Origin of the sequence: Siculibacillus lacustris, from assembly GCF_004328075.1 — a bacterium.
Classification (GTDB): domain Bacteria; phylum Pseudomonadota; class Alphaproteobacteria; order Rhizobiales; family Ancalomicrobiaceae; genus Siculibacillus; species Siculibacillus lacustris.
Window position 1 is genome coordinate 57,796 of sequence record NZ_SJFN01000020.1, and the last position, 18,348, is coordinate 76,143.

Annotated in this window: 19 protein-coding genes; 11 read left to right on the top strand and 8 right to left on the bottom strand. The window is 70.1% G+C overall.

The genetic code is table 11. The features are described from left to right. Positions 1-183 precede the first annotated feature (183 nt). The 3 genes from EYW49_RS14005 to EYW49_RS14015 all read left to right on the top strand — a co-directional run bounded on the left by EYW49_RS14005 (position 184) and on the right by EYW49_RS14015 (position 3,298). Positions 184-921 carry a 3-deoxy-manno-octulosonate cytidylyltransferase gene (locus EYW49_RS14005; protein ID WP_131310241.1) on the top strand — a complete coding sequence of 246 codons (738 nt, stop codon included), beginning with the start codon at positions 184-186 and terminating at the stop codon, positions 919-921. Between the two features lie 144 nt (positions 922-1,065). Further along, entirely contained in the window at positions 1,066-1,953 is an 888-nt protein-coding gene (locus tag EYW49_RS14010) for a prephenate dehydratase (protein ID WP_131310204.1), read from the top strand. A gap of 160 nt (positions 1,954-2,113) precedes the next feature. Beyond that, positions 2,114-3,298, top strand: coding sequence for a pyridoxal-phosphate-dependent aminotransferase family protein (locus tag EYW49_RS14015; protein WP_131310205.1), 1,185 nt, complete (start codon positions 2,114-2,116; stop codon positions 3,296-3,298). Positions 3,299-3,326: 28 nt separating this feature from the next. Here EYW49_RS14015 and EYW49_RS14020 read toward each other — a convergent pair whose 3' ends face one another. From EYW49_RS14020 to mbfA, 4 genes are all read right to left on the bottom strand, one after another. Then, positions 3,327-4,100, bottom strand: coding sequence for a HesA/MoeB/ThiF family protein (locus tag EYW49_RS14020; RefSeq protein WP_131310206.1), 774 nt, complete (start codon positions 4,098-4,100; stop codon positions 3,327-3,329). A 132-nt stretch (positions 4,101-4,232) separates the two neighbouring features. Then, positions 4,233-5,195 (bottom strand): cysteine synthase A, encoded by a 963-nt coding sequence (gene cysK, locus EYW49_RS14025; protein ID WP_131310207.1) that lies wholly within the window; start codon positions 5,193-5,195, stop codon positions 4,233-4,235. 197 nt (positions 5,196-5,392) lie between these two features. Then, positions 5,393-5,857 carry a dUTP diphosphatase gene (gene dut / locus EYW49_RS14030; RefSeq protein ID WP_131310208.1) on the bottom strand — a complete coding sequence of 155 codons (465 nt, stop codon included), beginning with the start codon at positions 5,855-5,857 and terminating at the stop codon, positions 5,393-5,395. A 19-nt stretch (positions 5,858-5,876) separates the two neighbouring features. Beyond that, positions 5,877-6,854, bottom strand: a complete 978-nt coding sequence (gene mbfA / locus EYW49_RS14035; protein ID WP_131310209.1) for an iron exporter MbfA — start codon at positions 6,852-6,854, stop codon at positions 5,877-5,879. A 203-nt stretch (positions 6,855-7,057) separates the two neighbouring features. On the opposite strand from mbfA, the gene EYW49_RS14040 reads away from it, so the two are divergent. Then, entirely contained in the window at positions 7,058-8,182 is a 1,125-nt protein-coding gene (locus EYW49_RS14040; protein WP_131310210.1) for a TRAP transporter substrate-binding protein, read from the top strand. Positions 8,183-8,192: 10 nt separating this feature from the next. Here EYW49_RS14040 and EYW49_RS14045 read toward each other — a convergent pair whose 3' ends face one another. From EYW49_RS14045 to EYW49_RS14055, 3 genes are all read right to left on the bottom strand, one after another. Further along, entirely contained in the window at positions 8,193-8,738 is a 546-nt protein-coding gene (locus EYW49_RS14045; protein ID WP_131310211.1) for a MarR family winged helix-turn-helix transcriptional regulator, read from the bottom strand. A gap of 63 nt (positions 8,739-8,801) precedes the next feature. Beyond that, entirely contained in the window at positions 8,802-9,338 is a 537-nt protein-coding gene (locus EYW49_RS14050; RefSeq protein WP_131310212.1) for a GNAT family N-acetyltransferase, read from the bottom strand. Beyond that, positions 9,335-9,859, bottom strand: a complete 525-nt coding sequence (locus EYW49_RS14055) for an SH3 domain-containing protein (protein ID WP_131310213.1) — start codon at positions 9,857-9,859, stop codon at positions 9,335-9,337. The genes EYW49_RS14050 and EYW49_RS14055 overlap by 4 nt, the downstream gene beginning before the upstream one ends. A gap of 343 nt (positions 9,860-10,202) precedes the next feature. Here EYW49_RS14055 and EYW49_RS14060 point away from each other — a divergent pair, with 343 nt between their 5' ends. Genes EYW49_RS14060 through EYW49_RS14070 form a run of 3 tightly spaced genes read left to right on the top strand, consistent with a single transcriptional unit; the run spans position 10,203 to position 12,329 of the window. After that, the gene (locus tag EYW49_RS14060; RefSeq protein ID WP_131310214.1) at positions 10,203-11,189 is read left to right on the top strand and encodes a 2-hydroxyacid dehydrogenase; all 987 of its coding nucleotides are present in this window, start codon (positions 10,203-10,205) and stop codon (positions 11,187-11,189) included. A 56-nt stretch (positions 11,190-11,245) separates the two neighbouring features. Further along, a complete protein-coding gene (locus tag EYW49_RS14065) occupies positions 11,246-11,674 on the top strand; it encodes a hypothetical protein (protein WP_131310215.1) in 429 nt (142 codons plus the stop codon). A 40-nt stretch (positions 11,675-11,714) separates the two neighbouring features. Beyond that, a complete protein-coding gene (locus EYW49_RS14070) occupies positions 11,715-12,329 on the top strand; it encodes a TetR family transcriptional regulator C-terminal domain-containing protein (protein WP_131310216.1) in 615 nt (204 codons plus the stop codon). Here EYW49_RS14070 and EYW49_RS14075 read toward each other — a convergent pair whose 3' ends face one another. Then, positions 12,330-14,306 (bottom strand): sigma-54-dependent Fis family transcriptional regulator, encoded by a 1,977-nt coding sequence (locus EYW49_RS14075; protein WP_131310217.1) that lies wholly within the window; start codon positions 14,304-14,306, stop codon positions 12,330-12,332. A 321-nt stretch (positions 14,307-14,627) separates the two neighbouring features. Here EYW49_RS14075 and adh point away from each other — a divergent pair, with 321 nt between their 5' ends. From adh to EYW49_RS14095, 4 genes are all read left to right on the top strand, one after another. Further along, positions 14,628-16,148: an aldehyde dehydrogenase gene (gene adh / locus EYW49_RS14080; RefSeq protein WP_131310218.1), complete on the top strand. Its 1,521-nt coding sequence runs from the start codon at positions 14,628-14,630 to the stop codon at positions 16,146-16,148. 127 nt (positions 16,149-16,275) lie between these two features. Beyond that, positions 16,276-16,683 (top strand): DUF779 domain-containing protein, encoded by a 408-nt coding sequence (locus EYW49_RS14085; RefSeq protein ID WP_131310219.1) that lies wholly within the window; start codon positions 16,276-16,278, stop codon positions 16,681-16,683. Between the two features lie 118 nt (positions 16,684-16,801). Then, positions 16,802-17,113 carry an ArsR/SmtB family transcription factor gene (locus tag EYW49_RS14090; protein ID WP_131310220.1) on the top strand — a complete coding sequence of 104 codons (312 nt, stop codon included), beginning with the start codon at positions 16,802-16,804 and terminating at the stop codon, positions 17,111-17,113. Between the two features lie 63 nt (positions 17,114-17,176). Beyond that, positions 17,177-18,268, top strand: a complete 1,092-nt coding sequence (locus EYW49_RS14095) for an endo-1,4-beta-xylanase (RefSeq protein ID WP_131310221.1) — start codon at positions 17,177-17,179, stop codon at positions 18,266-18,268. Positions 18,269-18,348: the final 80 nt, after the last annotated feature.

The following is an 18,348-nucleotide window of genomic DNA, read 5'->3' on the forward strand; positions in this document are numbered from 1 at the left end:
AGGGAGACTCGTCGCACTTTCCCAAGGCGCGGTTCCGAGCCCCACGAGGAGCCGATCCCGGAAGTTGGAACGAGAGCCGCGACACTACGAGCTTTTCCGAGCGGCTGTCCATTACTATAACGGCTCGAGCAACGCCCCGCCGGGGCGCGCCGCCCGCCGTCGCGAGTCCCTCGTCCCATGCCCCTGATGTCGCCGATCGTCCTGGTTCCCGCCCGCCTCGCCGCCACCCGGCTGCCGAGGAAACCGCTCGCCGACGTCGCCGGCGTGCCGATGATCGTCCAGGTCTGGCGCCGCGCCCGCGAGGCCGACGTCGGTCCGGTGGTGGTCGCCACCGACGATGCCGCGATCTGCGCGGCGGTGCGCGACCACGGCGGCGTCGCGGTGATGACCCGCGACGACCACCCCTCCGGCTCCGACCGCATCTTCGAAGCCCTCGGGCTGGTCGATCCCGACGGCCGTCACGACGTCGTGGTCAACATCCAGGGCGACCTGCCGACCATCGATCCCGCCTCGGTGCGCGCCGCGATTCGCCCGCTCGACGAGCGAAACGTCGACATCGCCACGCTCGCCGCCGAGATCGTCCGCGCCGAGGAGCGCACCAACCCCAACGTCGTCAAGGTGGTCGGCTCGCCGATCGGCCCGACCCGGCTGCGCGCCCTCTACTTCACCCGCGCCACCGCCCCCCACGGTGACGGGCCGCTCTATCACCACATCGGCCTCTACGCCTACCGCCGCGCCGCGCTCGCCCGCTTCGTCGGCCTGCCGCCCTCGACGCTGGAGCGGCGCGAACGCCTCGAACAGCTGCGCGCGTTGGAAGCCGGGATGCGCATCGACGTCGAGATCGTCGCCACCGTGCCGCTCGGCGTCGACACGCCCGAAGACCTCGAACGGGCGCGTGCGATCCTCGGCCGCGGGGCGTGAACCCGGGCGGCGGATGCTTTTCCGCCGCGGCACGGCGAAAGTCTCTTGTCCTCGGCGCGATTTTCGGCGACCTCGGGGGCGGTACGCGACGCCCGTCGGGCGGTCGCGCGAGCGGGGCGCCGCGCCCCGGAGAAGGATGACGTCATGACGGGCCGCAAGAAGATCGTCTACCAGGGAGAACCGGGGGCCAATTCCCATATCGCCGCGCGCGAGGTCTATCCGGATTTCGAGGCGATTCCCTGCGCGACCTTCGAGGACTGCTTCGCCGAGCTCGAACAGGGCAACGCCGATCTCGGCATGATTCCGATCGAGAATTCGATCGCCGGCCGCGTCGCCGACATCCATCACCTCTTGCCGAAGTCCGACCTGCACATCATCGGCGAATATTTCCTGCCGATCCGCCATCAGCTGATGGCCGTCAAGGGCGCCACCCTCGCCGGTCTGAAGTCCGCCCAGAGCCACCCGCAGGCGCTCGGCCAGTGCCGCGAGCATCTGCGTGCCCTGGGCCTCGCCGCTGTGGTCGGTGCCGACACCGCCGGATCCGCCCGCGAGATCGCCCAGCTCGCCGACCCGACCCGCGGCGCCATCGCCTCGCGGCTGGCCGCCGAGATCTACGGCCTCGACATCCTCCAGGCCGACGTCGAGGACCAGTCCCACAACACCACCCGCTTCGTCATCCTGTCGAAGGAAGACCTGCGCGCCGCCCCCGGCGTCGGGCCGATCATGACCACCTTCGTGTTCCGGGTGCGCAACGTGCCGGCGGCGCTGTACAAGGCGATGGGCGGCTTCGCCACCAACGGCATCAACATGACCAAGCTCGAGAGCTACATGGTCGAGGGTCACTTCACCGCGACCCAGTTCCTCGCCGACGTCGAGGGCCACCCCTCCGAGCGCGGCCTCGCCCATGCCTTCGAGGAGCTCGGCTTCTTCACCGACTGGCGCATCCTCGGCGTCTACCGCGCCTCGCCCTATCGCGACACCATGCGCGAACCCGAGCCGCGCATCCTGCGCCCGGCGATCAAGGGCATGTGACGCCGGCGCCGGGCCCGCCCCGGCGCCGATCCCGCGTCGTGCGAGCCTGCCGCCGCATGGCCGCCCGGCGAGGGCCGCCGTTGCCGCTTCGTCGGGCGGGCGCCTATGGTGCCGCCCGGCTTCGCCCGATCTTGTCTCGTCCGATTCAGTCGAGGTTCCCATGTCGCTCGCCCGTGGCCGCGAATTCCTCTCCATTCCCGGCCCGACCAACGTGCCCGACGTCGTGCTCGCCGCCATGCACCGGCCGGCGATGGACATCTATTCGGCGGACCTGCTGAAGGTCACCGAGAGCTGCCTCGCCGATCTGAAGAAGATTTTCCGCACCGAGTCCGGCACGACCTACGCCTATGTCGCCAATGGCCATGCCGCCTGGGAGGCGGCGCTGACCAACGTCCTGTCGCGCGGCGACAAGGTGCTGGTGCTGGCCTCCGGGCGCTTTGCGGTCGGCTGGGGTGACGCCGGCGCCATGCTCGGCCTAGACGTCGAGGTGCTGGCGCGCAGCTGGCACGAGGCGGTCGATCCGGCCGCCGTCGAAGCGCGGCTGAAGGCCGACGTCGCCCATGCGATCAAGGCGATCCTGGTGGTGCAGGTCGACACCGCGACCGGCGTGGTCAACGACATCGCGGCGATCCGCGCGGCGATCGATGCCGCCGGTCATCCGGCGCTGTTCATGGTCGACGCCATCGCCTCGATCGGCTGCATGCCTTTCGAGATGGATCTCTGGGGGATCGACGTCGCCGTCACCGCCTCCCAGAAGGGGTTGATGATGATCCCCGGCCTCGGCTTCCTGGCGGCGAGCCCCAAGGCCCGCGCCGCCCACGCCACCGCCGGGCTGCGCGCCTCCTATTGGGACTGGACCAATCGCGATCAGCCGGAGGGTTACCGCAAGTTCTGCGGCACGGCCCCCGGCCACGCCCTGTTCGGCCAGCGCGCCGCCTTCGATCTGCTGTTCGCCGAAGGCCTCGAGGCCGCCTGGGTCCGCCATCGGGCCCTCGCGGCCGCCGTCCAGGCTGCGGTCGAGGTCTGGTCGCGCGGCGGCGGCATCGCCTTCAACGTCACCGAGCCCGCCGCCCGCGCGCCCTCGGTGACCACCGTCCTGACCCCGGGGTCCGATCCGGAACGGCTGCGCGACTTCACCCGCACGCAGCTCGGGGTGATCCTCGGCTCCGGCCTCGGCGAACTCTCCGGCCGGGCCTTCCGGATCGCCCATATGGGTTACGTGAACGCGCCGATGGTGCTCGGCACGCTCGGCGCCATCGAGATCGGCCTCGCGGCACTGGCCATCCCGCACGGCGCCGGCGGCGTCCAGGCGGCGGTGGCCGCGCTGCAGGATCATTTCCGCTGACGCAGGGCATCGCCGCCGGGCCGCGGTCTCAGGGCAGCGTCGGCACGCCGGTCGCCGGATCGCGGCCATAGGTGATGGTCTCGAAGCGCATCGAGCGGGTGTCGACCAGCAGCAACCGGCCGATCAGCGGCTCGCCGACCCCGGTCAGGCACTTCAGCACCTCGGTCGCCGCCAGCGTGCCGAGCACCCCGACCACCGCGCCGAGAATCCCGGCCTGGGCGCAGGCCGGCACCAGCCCGGCCGGCGGCGGCTCGGGGAACAGACAGCGATAGCTCGGGTTGGGCGTGCCGTCGGACCCCTCGAGATGCGGCGCCAGCGTCGTGACCGATCCGTCGTATTCCGACACCGCGGCGGTCACCAGGATCCGCCCGACCGCGAAACACGTGTCGGCGGCGAGGAAGCGCGTGGTGAAATTGTCCGATCCGTCGACCACCAGATCGTAAGAGCCGACCAGCGCCGCGGCATTGGCCGGGGTGAAACGCTCGGCGTGGATCTCGACCGCGACATGGGGGTTGAGGCGGGCGATCGCGTCGCGGGCGCTCTCGACCTTGGGCCGGCCGATGTCGGGGGTGGCGTGGATCACCTGGCGCTGGAGATTGGACAGCGACACGGTGTCGTCGTCGACCAGGCCGATCGTCCCGACCCCGGCGGCGGCGAGATAGAGCACCACCGGCGCCCCGAGACCGCCGGCGCCGATCACCAGCACCCGCGCCCGCTTGAGCTTCTGCTGGCCCGGCCCGCCGACGTCGCGCAACACGATGTGGCGCGCATAGCGCTCGATTTCGTCGGCGTCGAAGGCCATGGGCGAGGATCCGGGCGAAGAGAAACGACACGACCGCCGCCGGGAGGACCCGGGGCGGTCGTCGCACCTATAGCAGGGACGTCGCCGAGCGGCATCCGGGTTTCCCGGGGCCCCGCACGGCGTCGTCGCGGCTCAGTCGAGCCCTTCGAACAGCACCGTCGAGAGATAGCGCTCGGCGAAGGACGGGATGATCACCACGATGGTCTTGCCGGCGTTCTCCGGCCGCGATCCGACCTGGATCGCCGCCCACAGCGCCGCGCCCGACGAGATGCCGACCGGCACGCCTTCGAGCCGCGCCACCAGCCGCGAGGTCTCGACGGCGTCGTCGTTGCTCACCGGCACGATCTCGTCATAGACCTGGGTGTCGAGGACGCTGGGCACGAAGCCGGCGCCGATGCCCTGGATCTTGTGCGGTCCGGGCGCCCCGCCCGACAGCACCGGCGAGGCCGACGGCTCCACCGCGATGATCTTGACGCCGGGCTTGCGGGCCTTCAGCACCTGACCGACGCCGGTGATCGTGCCACCGGTACCGATGCCCGAGATCACGATGTCGACGGACCCTTCGGTGTCGTTCCAGATCTCTTCCGCCGTGGTCTTGCGGTGGATCTCGGGATTGGCGGGGTTGTCGAACTGTCGCGGGATCACCGCATTGGGGATCTCGGCGGCCAGTTCGTCGGCCTTGGCGATGGCGCCCTTCATACCCTTCGGGCCTTCGGTCAGCACCAATTCGGCACCGAGGAACTTGAGCAGCTTGCGCCGCTCGATCGACATGGTCTCGGGCATCACCAGGATCAGCCGATAGCCGCGCGCCGCGGCCACGAAGGCCAGCGCGATGCCGGTGTTGCCGGAGGTCGGCTCGATCAGCGTCGTGCCTTCCTTGATCTTGCCCTGGGCTTCCAGCGAGTCGATCAGCGCCACGCCGATGCGGTCCTTGACCGAGGCGAGCGGATTGAAGAACTCCAGCTTGGCGAGCAGGTGGGCGCCGACCCCCTTGGCCGCCGCGAGCTTGTCGAGCCGGACGATCGGCGTGTCGCCGACGGTTTCGGTGATCGATCCGTAGATCCGGCCACGGCCGGGCTTCTTCACTTCGCTCATGACGGTGTCCTCGTGCGTGCGATGGTTGCCCCGACTCTAGGCGACGGCCGGCCGGCGGGCGAGTCCGTCACGTGCCGTGATCGGCCCCTCGGAGAAAATCATATACCGGCAAGACGATCGACAAAGGAACGAAATACTTCTGAGAAGTCGAAACGGTGGCGTCCGGAGAAACCGGTACCCCGAGCGCCGCGCCTCCCTCACCCTCCGGCGACCCCCGTCGAGCCGAAGCCGCCGGCCCCGCGCGCCGTCGCGTCGTGGGCGTCGACGGTCACCAGCCGCGCCGCGGTGACCGGCGCCAGCACCAGCTGGGCGATGCGCTCGCCGCGCCGCACCGTGAAGGGCTCGGCGCCGAGATTGATCAGGATCACCTTGACCTCGCCGCGGTAGTCGGCGTCGATCGTGCCCGGCGAATTCAGCACCGTCACCCCGTGCTTGGCGGCGAGACCGGAGCGTGGCCGCACCTGACCTTCGTGGCCGGCGGGAATCGCCAGGATCAGACCGGTCGGAATCAGCGCCCGGCCGAGCGGCGGCAGAATCACCGGCATGCCGTCGTCGACCGCGGCGATCAGGTCGAGACCGGCCGAATCGGCGGTCTGGCGGGTCGGCAGCGGCAGGCCCTCGCCATGGGGCAGGCGGAGGACGGCGACGTCGATCTCGATCATGACGGTCTTTCGCTGGAAATCACGCGGAGCCGATCAGGATGCCGGTCAGGAACACCAGCACCCCGCCGACGACGATCTGGAATGCCGCCCGCAGGAACGGCGTATCCATGTACTTGTAGCGGATCCACGAGATCGCCCACAGTTCGATCGCCACCAGCACCGCGGCGACCCCAGTCGCCGCCCAGAAGTGCGGGATCAGATAGGGCAGGGCATGGCCCAGTCCACCGATCGTGGTCATCGCCCCCGACACGAAGCCGCGGATCCACGGCGACCCGCGGCCCGACAGGGCGCCGTCGTCGGACAGCGCCTCGGCGAAGCCCATCGAGATGCCGGCGCCGATCGACGCGGCGATGCCGACCAGGAAGGTCTGCCAGGTGTCGTGGGTGGCGAAGGCGGCGGCGAACAGCGGCGCCAGGGTCGACACCGATCCGTCCATCAGCCCGACCAGGCCGGGCTGGATGTACTGCAGCAGGAACAGCCGCTTGGCCGCTTCGTTCTCCTCTGCCGCGACGTCGGCCGGCAGGTGGGTCAGGCCGAGCCGATGGGCGAGCGACATGTGTCCGCCCTCGGCCACCGCGAGATCGCCGAGCAACTTGCGGATCGCCACGTCGGTGGTCAGCTTGGAGGCCTGCAGATAGAAGCGCCGCGACTGCGCCTCCATCACCAGCGCCTCCTTGCGGATCGTCTCGAGGCTCAGGTGCTGGGTCAGCCACATCGGCCGGCGCTCGTAGAAGCCGGTGACGTTCTCGCGACGGATCAAGGGGATGCGCGCCCCGAACTTCTGCTCGTGGAGATCGATCAGCCAGCGCCGATGGGTGTTCTCCTCCTCGGCCATCTCGTCGAACACCGCGGCGGACGCCGGATAGCGTTCGCGCAACATCTCGGCATAGGCCTGATAGATGCGCGAATCGTCCTCCTCCGCGGAGATCGCCAGCGCCAGGATCTCCTGCTCGCCGAGTTCGGAGAAACTACGCTTGCCGAACCCGAATAGCGCCATGATCGCTGCTCCATCGTCCCGAGGTTCCTGGAATGGTTCCAAACAGGTTAGCAGGCTCGGGGCGCCGCGGCGAGATCGCCGCACGGATGTTTCGTCGCGCCTGCGCGCGGAAGTCGATGGTCGATCGGGGTTCGCACGACTGGTCTGGCGCCGCCGCCCCGTGCCAGTGTAGTTTCGCACGCCCATTCCCCGAGGAAACGTCCATGACAGAAGAACAATCTCGCCGTCCCGCCCCCGAGCGCCCGGTCGGACGCCGCGAGCTCTTCGGATTAGGCCTCGCCGCGGCCGGAACGCTCGCCGCCCCGGCGGTGGTCCGCGCTGAAACCAAGTACAACTGGAAGATGGCGACGTCCTGGCCGAAGAACACGCCCGGCGTCGGCGTCAACGCCCAACGGCTCGCCGATTCGATCACCGCCATGACCGGGGGTCGCCTGACCGTGCAGCTGTTCGCCGCCGGCGAGCTGGTGCCGGCCTTCGAGGTCTTCGACGCGGTCTCCTCCGGCGCCGCCGAGATGGGCCACGCCTCGCCCTATTTCTGGCAGGGCAAGGACAAGGCCTTCCACTTCTTCTCCGGCATCCCCTTCGGCCTGTTCGCCCAGGAGCACATGGGCTGGCTGTGGTTCGGCGGTGGTCAGCAGCTCTGGGAGAAGGCCTATGCGCCGTTCGGTGTGGTGCCCTTCTACGCCGGCTCCTCCGGGCCCCAGGCCGGCGGCTGGTTCCGCAAGGAGATGAAGACCGTCGACGATTTCAAGGGCCTCAAGATGCGCATCGCCGGCCTCGGCGGCGAAGTGCTGCGCCGGCTCGGCGTCAACGTCGTCCTGCTGCCGCCGGGCGAGATCTTCCAGGCGATGCAGTCGGGCACCATCGACGCCGCCGAATGGGTCGGACCCTGGAACGACCTCGCCTTCGGCCTGTTCCGGGTCGCCAAGCACTATTACATGCCGTCGTTCTTCGAATTCGGCCCGGCGCTCGAGCTGATGGTCAACAAGGCGATGTTCGACGCCCTGCCGGCCGACCTCAAGGAGATCGTCAAGCGCGCCGCCTACGCCTCGGCGTCGGAATCCTTCGCCGACTTCACCTTCCACAACATCGTCTCGCTGAAGCCGCTGATGGAGAAGGAAGGCGTGGTGGTGCGCGAACTGTCGGAGGACATCGTCAAGGTGCTCGCCCGCGAGACCAAGGCGGTGATGGCCGACATCGCCGCCTCGGGACCGATGGCCAAGGAGGTCTTCGACAGCTTCGAGGCCCACCGTCTGCAGGCCGCCACCTACGCCAAGGTGATGGACCTCGCGGCCTATCAGATGCGCGAAGTCTCCCGCGGGGCCTGACCGCGCGGCGTCATCCGGCCGTCGCACCCTGTGGTGCGGCGGCCCGTTCGGCCGCGGCGACCGGGCAGTCGGCGGCGCGACAGCCGCCGCGATCGCACGACCGGCAGATGCGGGCGGCCTGCGTCGGCTCGGCGGCCGTCGCGGTCGCGAGCATCGTGTCGACCGCCGCCGCCAGCGCCTCGCGCGCTTCCGGAGCGAGCCCGGCGAGCACGGCTTCGACCGCCACCTGCCGCCGCTCCAGGATCTGCGTCGCCCGGCGTTTGCCGCGGGCGGTCGCCTCGACCCGCACCTCCCGGCCCTTGCGCCGCAGCCGGCGCACCAGCCAGTCCTTCTCCAGCCGATCGACCAGCCGCACCGTCGCCGAATGGGACAGCCCGACCGCATGAGCGATGTCCTGGATCGCCGTCGGCCCGGTCTGGCGCACCGTCTGCAGGGCGGCGACGGCGCTCGCCGACAACCCGTCGCTCGCCGCCTCGACGGCGTCGGTGACCAGCGTGGCGAAGGCGGCGAGACGATTCGCGAGCTGTGGGTCGAGCATGGACACCAGGGATGCCATGGGTCGCGGGTCGCGACAACCGCGACGACGGTTCGCAGACGCCGACACCGCCGAAGGGATGGCTCAGGGCGCCGCCGGGTCCTCGAGGATCTTGACCAGGAAGGCGAGATCGAGCCAGCGGCCGAACTTGCGCCCGACCTGCGGGAGACGGCCCGTCTCGACGAAGCCCAGGTCGCGGTGCAGCGCGATCGAGGCGGTGTTCTCGGCTTCGATCGCCGCCACCAGCACGTGCTTGCCGAGTGCCCGGGCGCGCGCCTCCAGCGCGATGAGGATCGCCCGGGCGACGCCGCGCCGGCGATGGGTGTCCGCGACATAGACCGAGTGCTCGGCGGTCGCCCGGTAGCCCTCGAAGGCGCGGAAGTCGGCGAACGAGCCATAGCCCGCGATCACGCCGTCGATCTCGGCGACCAGCACCGGATAACCGAGCGCCGTCCGCGCCGCCATCCAGCGGCGGCGGTCGTCGAGATCGACCACCGTGTCGTTCCAGATCGCCGTGGTCTCGGTCACCGCGCGGTTGTAGATGGTGCGGATCGCCTCGAGATCGCCGTCGACCGCGTCGCGGATCCGGATGAACGCGCCGCCGTTTCGCGCCGCGCTCATGAGCGGAAGACCTCTTCCGGATAGGCGCCCCACAGGCGGCCCTGTTCGATCCAGCCCTTGACGCCTTCGACCGAGGCGCGGCACCAGCGTCCGGTGCATTCGGAGATTTCGACCAGCACGCCGCCCTCGATTTCCGCGACGATGCGCGCGCCGGCTTCGCTCTTTTCGCGCAGCGGCGTACGGCCCTTCTTCTCCCACGGGGTGACCAGGGCGGTGCGCTTGCCCGACAGCAGCGTCTTCTGGACCCACCCTTCCTGGCCTTCGGAATCGCGAATTCGCAGCCAGATGTCGTATTCCTGGGTGATCTCCACCGGCACCCCGGCCTTGACGAAGGTCCAGGCGACCTCGTGTTCACGGGTCGGGCCCTGGCGGACGTTGACCGGCGCGGCCTTGGTCGAGGCGAAGCGCGGCAGCGGCAGGCCGCTCGGGCCGAGCTGCTCCGCCGACAGGGCGCCGGGGACGATCAGGCTCACGACCAGGGCGGCGATCGCCGCGGCGCGCGCGTGGGGAGAGACGGTCATCGCCGATCCTCTTGGGTTCGAGACAGAGGCCCGGGCCGGACCTCTCGGCGCCCGACGGGGAACGGGGAGGAAGCCACCGGGAGCGACCAAAGGTAGGTTCCTCGACGAATTGTCATTTATCGAGCTTCTGGTAGAGAGGACGGAAGACTCCGTCGGATCCGAGGCGAACATTGGAACGACGAGGTTAAGGAGCCTTCAACGAAGAGCGTGGCGATGCCGAGGGGCCCGCGCGCCGCCGCTCTCCGGGTCTCCCGGAGACGAGGTGGCGAACGGTCGGCGGAGCCGGACGAGGGCGGGGTCGCGAGACTCCGACACCGACGCTCGCAACGGGAGTATCAGGCCCATGCCGAAGAGCAAACCCTCGGTGTTCGTCACCCGACGGCTGCCGGACCTCGTCGAGACGCGGATGCGCGAACTCTTCGATGCCCATCTCAACGTCGACGACCGTCCGATGACCCAGGCCGAACTGGTCGATGCGGTGCGCAACGCCGACGTCCTGGTGCCGACCGTCACCGATGTGATCGACGCCGCGGTGATCAGTCAGGCCGGCCCGAAACTGCGCCTGATCGCCAATTACGGCAACGGCGTCGACAACATCGACGTGCTCTCGGCGCTGGCCCGCGGCATCACCGTGACCAACACCCCCGGGGTCCTCACCGAGGACACCGCCGACATGACCATGGCGCTGATTCTCGCCGTGCCGCGGCGCATCGCCGAAGGCCTGTCGGTGATCTCGCGCGGCGAATGGAACGGCTGGTCGCCGACCTGGATGCTCGGCCACCGCATCGGCGGCAAGCGCCTCGGCATCATCGGCATGGGTCGCATCGGTCAGGCGGTGGCCCGCCGCGCCGCCGCCTTCGGCATGTCGATCCACTATCACAACCGCCGCCGCCTGCCCGCCGCGGTCGAAGCCGGACTCGACGCCACCTGGTGGGAGAGCCTCGACCAGATGCTCGCCCGCATGGACGTCATCTCGGTCCATTGCCCCCACACCCCGGCCACCTACCACCTGTTGTCGGCGCGCCGCCTCAAGCTGATCCGCCCCGAGGCCTTCATCGTCAACACCGCCCGCGGCGAGATCATCGACGAGAACGCGCTGGCGCGGATGCTGGAGGCCGGCGAACTGGCCGGCGCCGGGCTCGACGTGTTCGAGCACGAGCCGGCGGTCAATCCCAAGCTGGTGCGCTCCCACCGCGTCGTCCTCCTGCCCCACATGGGCTCGGCGACGATCGAGGGGCGCATCGACATGGGCGAACGTGTCATCATCAACATCAAGACGTTCCAGGACGGGCATCGGCCGCCCGATCGGGTCCTGCCGTCGATGCTGTGAGCGCCGACCCGACGCCATACCGCCCGACCCGAGCGGCACCGAGGAGAGACGAGACGATGTACTGCCCTACGAGCGCCGCCGGCCGCCTCGCCGCGGCCCTGGCCCTGGTCCTCGCCGCGACGCTGCCCGCCGCGGCGCAGTTGAAGCCGGTGCCCACCGAGCATTCCGGTCTACCGGAGAAACTCAGCGGCGAGGACATCCGCCGCCTGTGGTTCGACGGACAGCCCTTCCTGTCGACCGGACCCGACGGCACCGCCTATCGCATGGTCTTCACCGCCGACGGCAAGTCCGCCCGCCTCGCCGCCGACGCCGGCAAGAAGGCCAAGCCGACCATCGGCTTCTGGCGGGTGATCGCCGAGGGCTACTGCTCGCGCTGGACCGGCTCCAACCGCGAGAAGTGTTTCAACGTCCGCAAGGGGCAGGACGGCAAGGACACGGTCGTCCGCTTCGGCCAGCAGATCGTCGCCACCTGGAAGCGACCTTGAGGGCGGCGCGGCGGGTGCCGCGTCCGCGGATCGGAGAGCGATGACCCCGCATCTGCCGAAATATCGTCGCGCCCACCCCGAAGATCGCCGCGCCGACCTGGTCGAGGCGACCATCGCCTGTCTCGCCGAGCACGGCCACGCCGGCGTCTCGGTCCGCCGCATCGCCGCTCGCGCCGGAGTCTCGGCAGGTCTCGTCAACCACCACTTCGAAGGCATCGAATCGCTGGTCGCCGCGGCCTACGAGCGCCTGTCCAACGACGTGCTCGGCCGGGTATTGGTCCGGGTCGCCGCCGAGACCGAGCCGCGCCGCCGCCTCTCGGCCTATTTCGCGGCGATCTTCTCCGACGGCGTGCTCGATCCCGGCCTGCTCAAGGTTTGGGTGGTGTTCTGGAGCCTGCTGCCCCACGCCGAACCGCTGCGGGTCATTCAGAAGCGCACCTGGGCCGACTACCGCCGCAGCCTCGAGACGGTGCTCGCCGACTGCGCCCCGCCGGGGGCGAGTTTCGATCCCGGCCTGACCGCCTTCGGTCTCGCCGCGCTGATGGACGGGCTGTGGCTGCAGTGGGGCCTCGATCCCGGCAGCTACCGCGCCGAGGACGCCATCGCGCTGTGCGAGGCCTTCGCCGATCAGGCGTTGGCCCGCGTCCGCCCCTGATCAGGCCGAGCCGACCGGCCGCATCGTCAGGCGCCGGTAGAGCGTCGAGCGGTGGACCCCGAGCCGTGTCGCCGCCCGCGAGACGTTGCCGCCGCAGTCGGCCAGCGCCGCCCGCATCGCCGCCACGGTGATCGCGTCGAGATCACCGGCCGCGGCCGGGGCCGGGCCGAAGGAGGCGTCGCCGAGCGCCGGACCGCGCCGCAGATCGGGCGGCAGCACCGACGTGTCGAGCGTCTCGCCGGGTTCGGCCAGCACCAGCAGGGTGCGCAGCGTGCCGACCAACTGGCGCCAGTTGCCCGGCCAGTCGTAGGCGGCGAGATGCCGACGCAGCTCCGCGCCGAGCGTGACCTTCGCCGCCGGGCCGCCGATCCGCGCCCAGATCTCGTCGACCAGCGCGCCACGGTCGGGATGGCGGCGCAGCGGCTCGAGTTCGACCGTATAGGGGGCGATGCGGAAATAGAGATCCTGGCGGAAGGCCCGCGCCTCGACCAGATCGGCGAGGCCGCGATGGGTGGCGCAGATCAGCGAGAAGGCCACGGGCACCGGACGGGCCGCCCCGAGCGGCGTCACCTCGCGTTCTTGGAGCGCGCGGAGCAGACGCGCCTGCAGCCCGGCCGGCATGTCACCGATCTCGTCGAGGAACAGCACGCCGCCGTCGGCCGCCCGCATCAGGCCCTTCGATCCGGCCTTGCGGGCGCCGGTGAAGGCGCCCTCCTCGTAGCCGAACAGTTCCGCTTCGATCAGGCCCTCGGGCAGGGCGGCGCAGTTGATCGCCACGAAGGGTTTGCTCGCCAGCCGGCTGGCGTCGTGCAGGGCGCGGGCGAAGACTTCCTTGCCGACCCCGGTCTCGCCCTGGATCAACACCGGCACGTCGGCGTCGACCAGCCGCACCGCCCGCTTCAGCGCGCTGCGGCGGGTATCGTCCCAGATCGGGTCGGGCGCGGCGGCGCGCGGGCCGCTGCCGGCCGGCGGTTCGCTCGCCGCGGGCGCGACCTTCGTCGGCTCCGCCTCGGCGCTCCGAAGGATGCTCGGCACGGCCTCGCCGCGCATCGGCGATCGCCGCGGCGCCTCGGCGCGCCCGACCAGCATCCGCCCGGCGGTGGTCCGCAATTGTCCGTCGTCGCCGCTGCGGCGGCGGGTCGTGGCGAACACGTCGCTCCAGCCGAGATGGCCCACCGCTTCCCAGTCGCGCTCGATCAACGCCAGCCCGGACCGATTGGCGCCGACCAGCCGATCGCCGGCGAAGGCCAGCAGCCCTTCGCGGACGCTGCCGATCTGCTCGGGATCGACGTGGAAGCGCACCACCTCCCAGTCGGCGGCCGAGGCGTCGAACAGCCGGTGCTCGATCGCTTCCACCGCGCGTCGCACCAGACCGGCGGCATGGGTCTCGCGCACCGCCGCGGGGTTCGACAGATCGAGCACCCCGACCGTCTCGCCGCGGGCGTCGAGGATCGGCATGGCGGTGCAGGTCAGCACCCGGTGCATCTCGAAGAAATGTTCGGCCCCGACCACCGAGATCTCGCGCCGTTCGGCGATCGCCGTGCCGATGGCGTTGGTGCCGGTCGCAGCCTCACGCCAGGCGACGCCCGGCCGCAGCGCCACCCGCGCCGCCTTCTCGGCGAAGTCGGGGCTGCCGGCGGTGTCGAGCACCAGACCCTCGGCGTCGGTCAGGATGACGATGCCGCCGCTCGCCCGGGCGTCGTGGTGCAGCGCCAGCAGTTCCGCCCGCGCCGCCCGCCGCAGCCGTTCGTTGCGCTCGCGGCTCTCGCGCAGCGCCCCGCCCGACAGCGGTTCGATCGCCGGCAGCCGCGCCATGTCGAGGCCGAGCGCGGCGCAGCGCTCCCAGGAGCGCCGGATCGGCGCCGCGACCACCCCGTCGGCGAGACCTTCGCCGGCGAGGAATCGACGGCGCAGTCCCAGGATCTCGCCGCCGCCGCGCGCCGCCGCGCCCGAAAGACCCGATGAGCGTGCCGCCATGTCGTCGCCTCCCTCTCGGATCCGTCTCCGGACGGTCCCTCGCGGGCGCCGTCGGGCGGATCTTCTCGTATCGCCGGCCGCCGGGCCGGTGTCGCGTCGCAGGATGCGACGGTCGTCGCAGCCCCCGTCGCAGAATTCGACGACTGTGCCTCAATCGATTGAATACGTCCATTCACATATGACGGAATGCCGCAGGTCCGTTGGTCGCGGCTCAATCGGATCAACCACTTGGGTCGGGACGGCGCCGGCGCGACCGCCGCCGCGGGGGACTGGCACGGGCTTCGCAATCGCTTCCTCACCCACCAGGGAGGAAAGAACACCATGAACAAGCCCGAAAACACCGTCTCCACCCCCGTCACCCCGTTCCGCGGCCGCTACGACAACTTCATCGGCGGCAAGTGGGTCGCCCCGGTCGACGGGCGTTACTTCGACAACGTCTCGCCGATCAACGGCCACAAGATCTGCGAGATCGCCCGCTCCGGCGCCGCCGACATCGAACTCGCCCTCGACGCGGCCCACGCCGCCAAGGACGGCTGGGGCAAGACCAACGTCGCCCAGCGCGCCTATATCCTCAACCGCATCGCCGATCGCATGGAGGAGAACCTCGCCACCCTGGCGCTCGCCGAGACCTGGGACAACGGCAAGCCGATCCGTGAATCGATGGCCGCCGACATTCCGCTGGCGATCGATCACTTCCGCTATTTCGCCGGCTGCGTCCGCGCCCAGGAGGGCACGCTCTCCGAGATCGACCACGACACCATCGCCTATCACTTCCACGAACCGCTCGGCGTGGTCGGCCAGATCATTCCGTGGAACTTCCCGATCCTGATGGCGGTGTGGAAGCTCGCCCCGGCGCTGGCCGCCGGCAACTGCGTGGTGCTGAAGCCCGCCGAGCAGACCCCGGCGTCGATCCTGGTGCTCGCCGAGATGATCGCCGATCTCCTGCCGCCGGGCGTCCTCAACATCGTCAACGGCTTCGGCCTCGAGGCCGGCAAGCCGCTGGCGTCGAGCCCGCGGGTCGCCAAGATCGCCTTCACCGGCGAGACTTCGACCGGCCGGCTGATCATGCAATACGCCTCGCAGAACCTGATCCCGGTGACCCTCGAGCTCGGCGGCAAGTCGCCCAACATCTTCTTCTCCGACGTGCTCGCCGAAGACGACGACTTCTTCGACAAGGCGATCGAGGGCTTCGTGATGTTCGCGCTGAACCAGGGCGAGGTCTGCACCTGCCCCTCGCGGGCCCTGATCCAGGAGGACATCTACGACCGCTTCATGGACCGGGCGCTCAAGCGCGTCGCGGCGATCGTCCAGGGCAGCCCGCTCGATCCCCAGACGATGATCGGCGCCCAGGCCTCGACCGAGCAGATGGAGAAGATCCTCTCCTACTTCGACATCGGTCGCCAGGAAGGCGCCGAGGTGCTGATCGGCGGCTCGCGCGCCCATCTCGGCGGCGATCTGGAGGGCGGCTTCTACATCAATCCGACCGTCTTCCACGGCAACAACAAGATGCGCATCTTCCAGGAGGAGATCTTCGGCCCGGTGGTCTCGGTGACCACCTTCAAGACCGAGGACGAGGCCCTGGCGATCGCCAACGACACGCTCTACGGCCTCGGTTCTGGCGTGTGGAGCCGCGACGCCAATCGCCTCTACCGCTTCGGGCGCAACATCCAGGCCGGCCGGGTGTGGACCAACTGCTACCACGCCTATCCGGCCCATGCCGCCTTCGGCGGCTACAAGCAGTCGGGCATCGGTCGCGAGACCCATTCGATGATGCTCGACCACTATCAGCAGACCAAGAACCTGCTGGTCAGCTACTCCCCGAAGAAGCTCGGCTTCTTCTGAGTGCGACGCGGCGTCGGCAGCCCCCGGCCGACGCCGCGGCCCCGCTTGCCCGTCCGCGCACCCGCCTCGGTCCGACCCGGACCGGGGCGGCGTGCCCGTTCCCGCTCCGACTTTCGAGGACAGCCCCGTGACCGACCCCGCTCTCGCCCCGCCGCGTGTCGTCGCCACCCCCGCGGCGCTCGCCTTCCTCGCCGAACTGACCGCGACCCACGGGCCGGTGCTGTTCCACCAGTCGGGCGGCTGCTGCGACGGCTCGACGCCGATGTGTTGGCCGCGCTCCGACTTCGTGATCGGCGACGGTGACGTCCGCCTCGGCGAGATCGGCGAGGCGCCGTTCCACATGGCCCGCGGCCAGTTCGACTATTGGAAGCACACCCAGCTGATCATCGACGTGGTGCCCGGCATGGGCGGCATGTTTTCCCTCGACAACGGCAGCGGCCGACGCTTCCTGACCCGCTCGCGCCTGTTCACCGACGGCGAAGTCGCGGCGCTGGCCGCCGCCGAACAGGCCGGCGCGGCGCCTGCGGCGAGATGACGTCGCGTTGCGAACGCCTTGCAGGGACGTATAGATTGGTGCAGCCTTCGCCGCGGATCGAACGCGCGCCTCGGTGACGAGCGGCGGCGACGGCTGGGGTGAGGCGGACCGACGGACCATGGACATCGAACGACTGGAAGCCAACGCCGAACGGGCGGCCTCCCTCCTGAAGTCGATGGGCAGCCCCCGTCGGCTCTTGATCCTGTGCCAATTGGTGGAGGGCGAGAAGGGGGTCGGCGAGCTCGAGAAGGCGGTCGGTCTCAGCCAGTCGGCGCTGTCGCAACATCTCGCGGTGCTGCGCCACAAGGGCTACGTCGCCACCCGCCGCTCCGGCCAGTCGATCTTCTATTCGCTGGCCGGTGAGGACGCCCGCCGCGTGTTGCGCACCCTCTACGACATCTATTGCCTGCCCGACGAACCGCCGCGCTGATCCGGCCGGCGGGTCGCCGGATCGGTCGCGCGGCGCCGCCGGCCACCCCTCGGAGGATCGCCGATGCATCGTCGTGACGTCCTGACATCCGCCGCCGCGCTCGCCGCCGCGACCCTGCTGCCGCGGTCGGCCACCGCCGCCGCACCCGCCGTGCCCTCGCTCGGCGAGCTCGCCGCCCGCGCCGGCATCGTCTTCGGCTGTTCCTTCGACGTCGAGGCGGTCGCCGAGAAGCCCTATGCCGACCTGATCCGCCGCCATGCCCGCACGCTGACCACCGACAATTCGCTGAAGTTCGGGGCGCTGCGCTGGCGCGGGCCCGAGGCCGACTTCTACCACGCCGATCGGCTGATCGACTTCGCCTCCGACCTCGGCCTGCCGGTGCGCGGCCACAACCTGATCTGGGGCGACTTCAATCCCGAATGGTTGCTGAAGGAATCCCAGGCCCGCCGCATCTATTGGCTCGATCGCCACATCGACGAGGTGGTCGGCCGCTACGCCGGCCGAATCACCGCCTGGGACGTGGTCAACGAGCCGTTCTGGCCCGACCACGGCCACCCCGGCGGTTTCCGCGGCGGCCCCTGGTACGACGCGCTCGGCCCCGGCTACATCGACCGCGCCTTCCGCCGCGCCGCCGCCGCCGATCCCTCCGCCCGACTGGTGCTCAACGAGGCCTTCACCGAGAGCCCGTCGCCGCTCGGCCTGAAGGTCCGCGCCGGCCTGGTCAAACTCACCGCCGACCTCAAGAGCAAGGGCGTCAAGCTCGACGCGGTCGGGCTCGAGAGCCACATCGCCGGGGACGGCTCCTTCGATCCGCCCGGCTTCGGCAAACTGATCGCCGATCTCGCGGCCTCCGACGTCGACGTCTATCTGACCGAGCTCGACGTCGACGACCACACGGCGCCGGGCGACGCCGCGGCGCGCGACCGCCGGGTCGCCGAGATCTACCGCTCGGTGCTCGACACCGCGCTCGCCCATCCGCGGGTCACCACCGTGGTCTGCTGGCAGCTCGCCGATCGCTATTCCCATTATCGTGATCTCTACGGCGCCGGCGCCCGACCCTTGCCTTTCGACCGCGATCTGCGCCCGAAACCCGCGTACGAAGCCATGGTTGCGGCTTTCAAGGCCCATGCGGGGCGTCGCGGTGCCACCCCCTGAAATTCCCGGGAGAGACAGAGAATCGTCACACGCCGCACGCCGAAGTCTGATTGAAGGGGGCCGCGAAGCGCTCCTGCGTC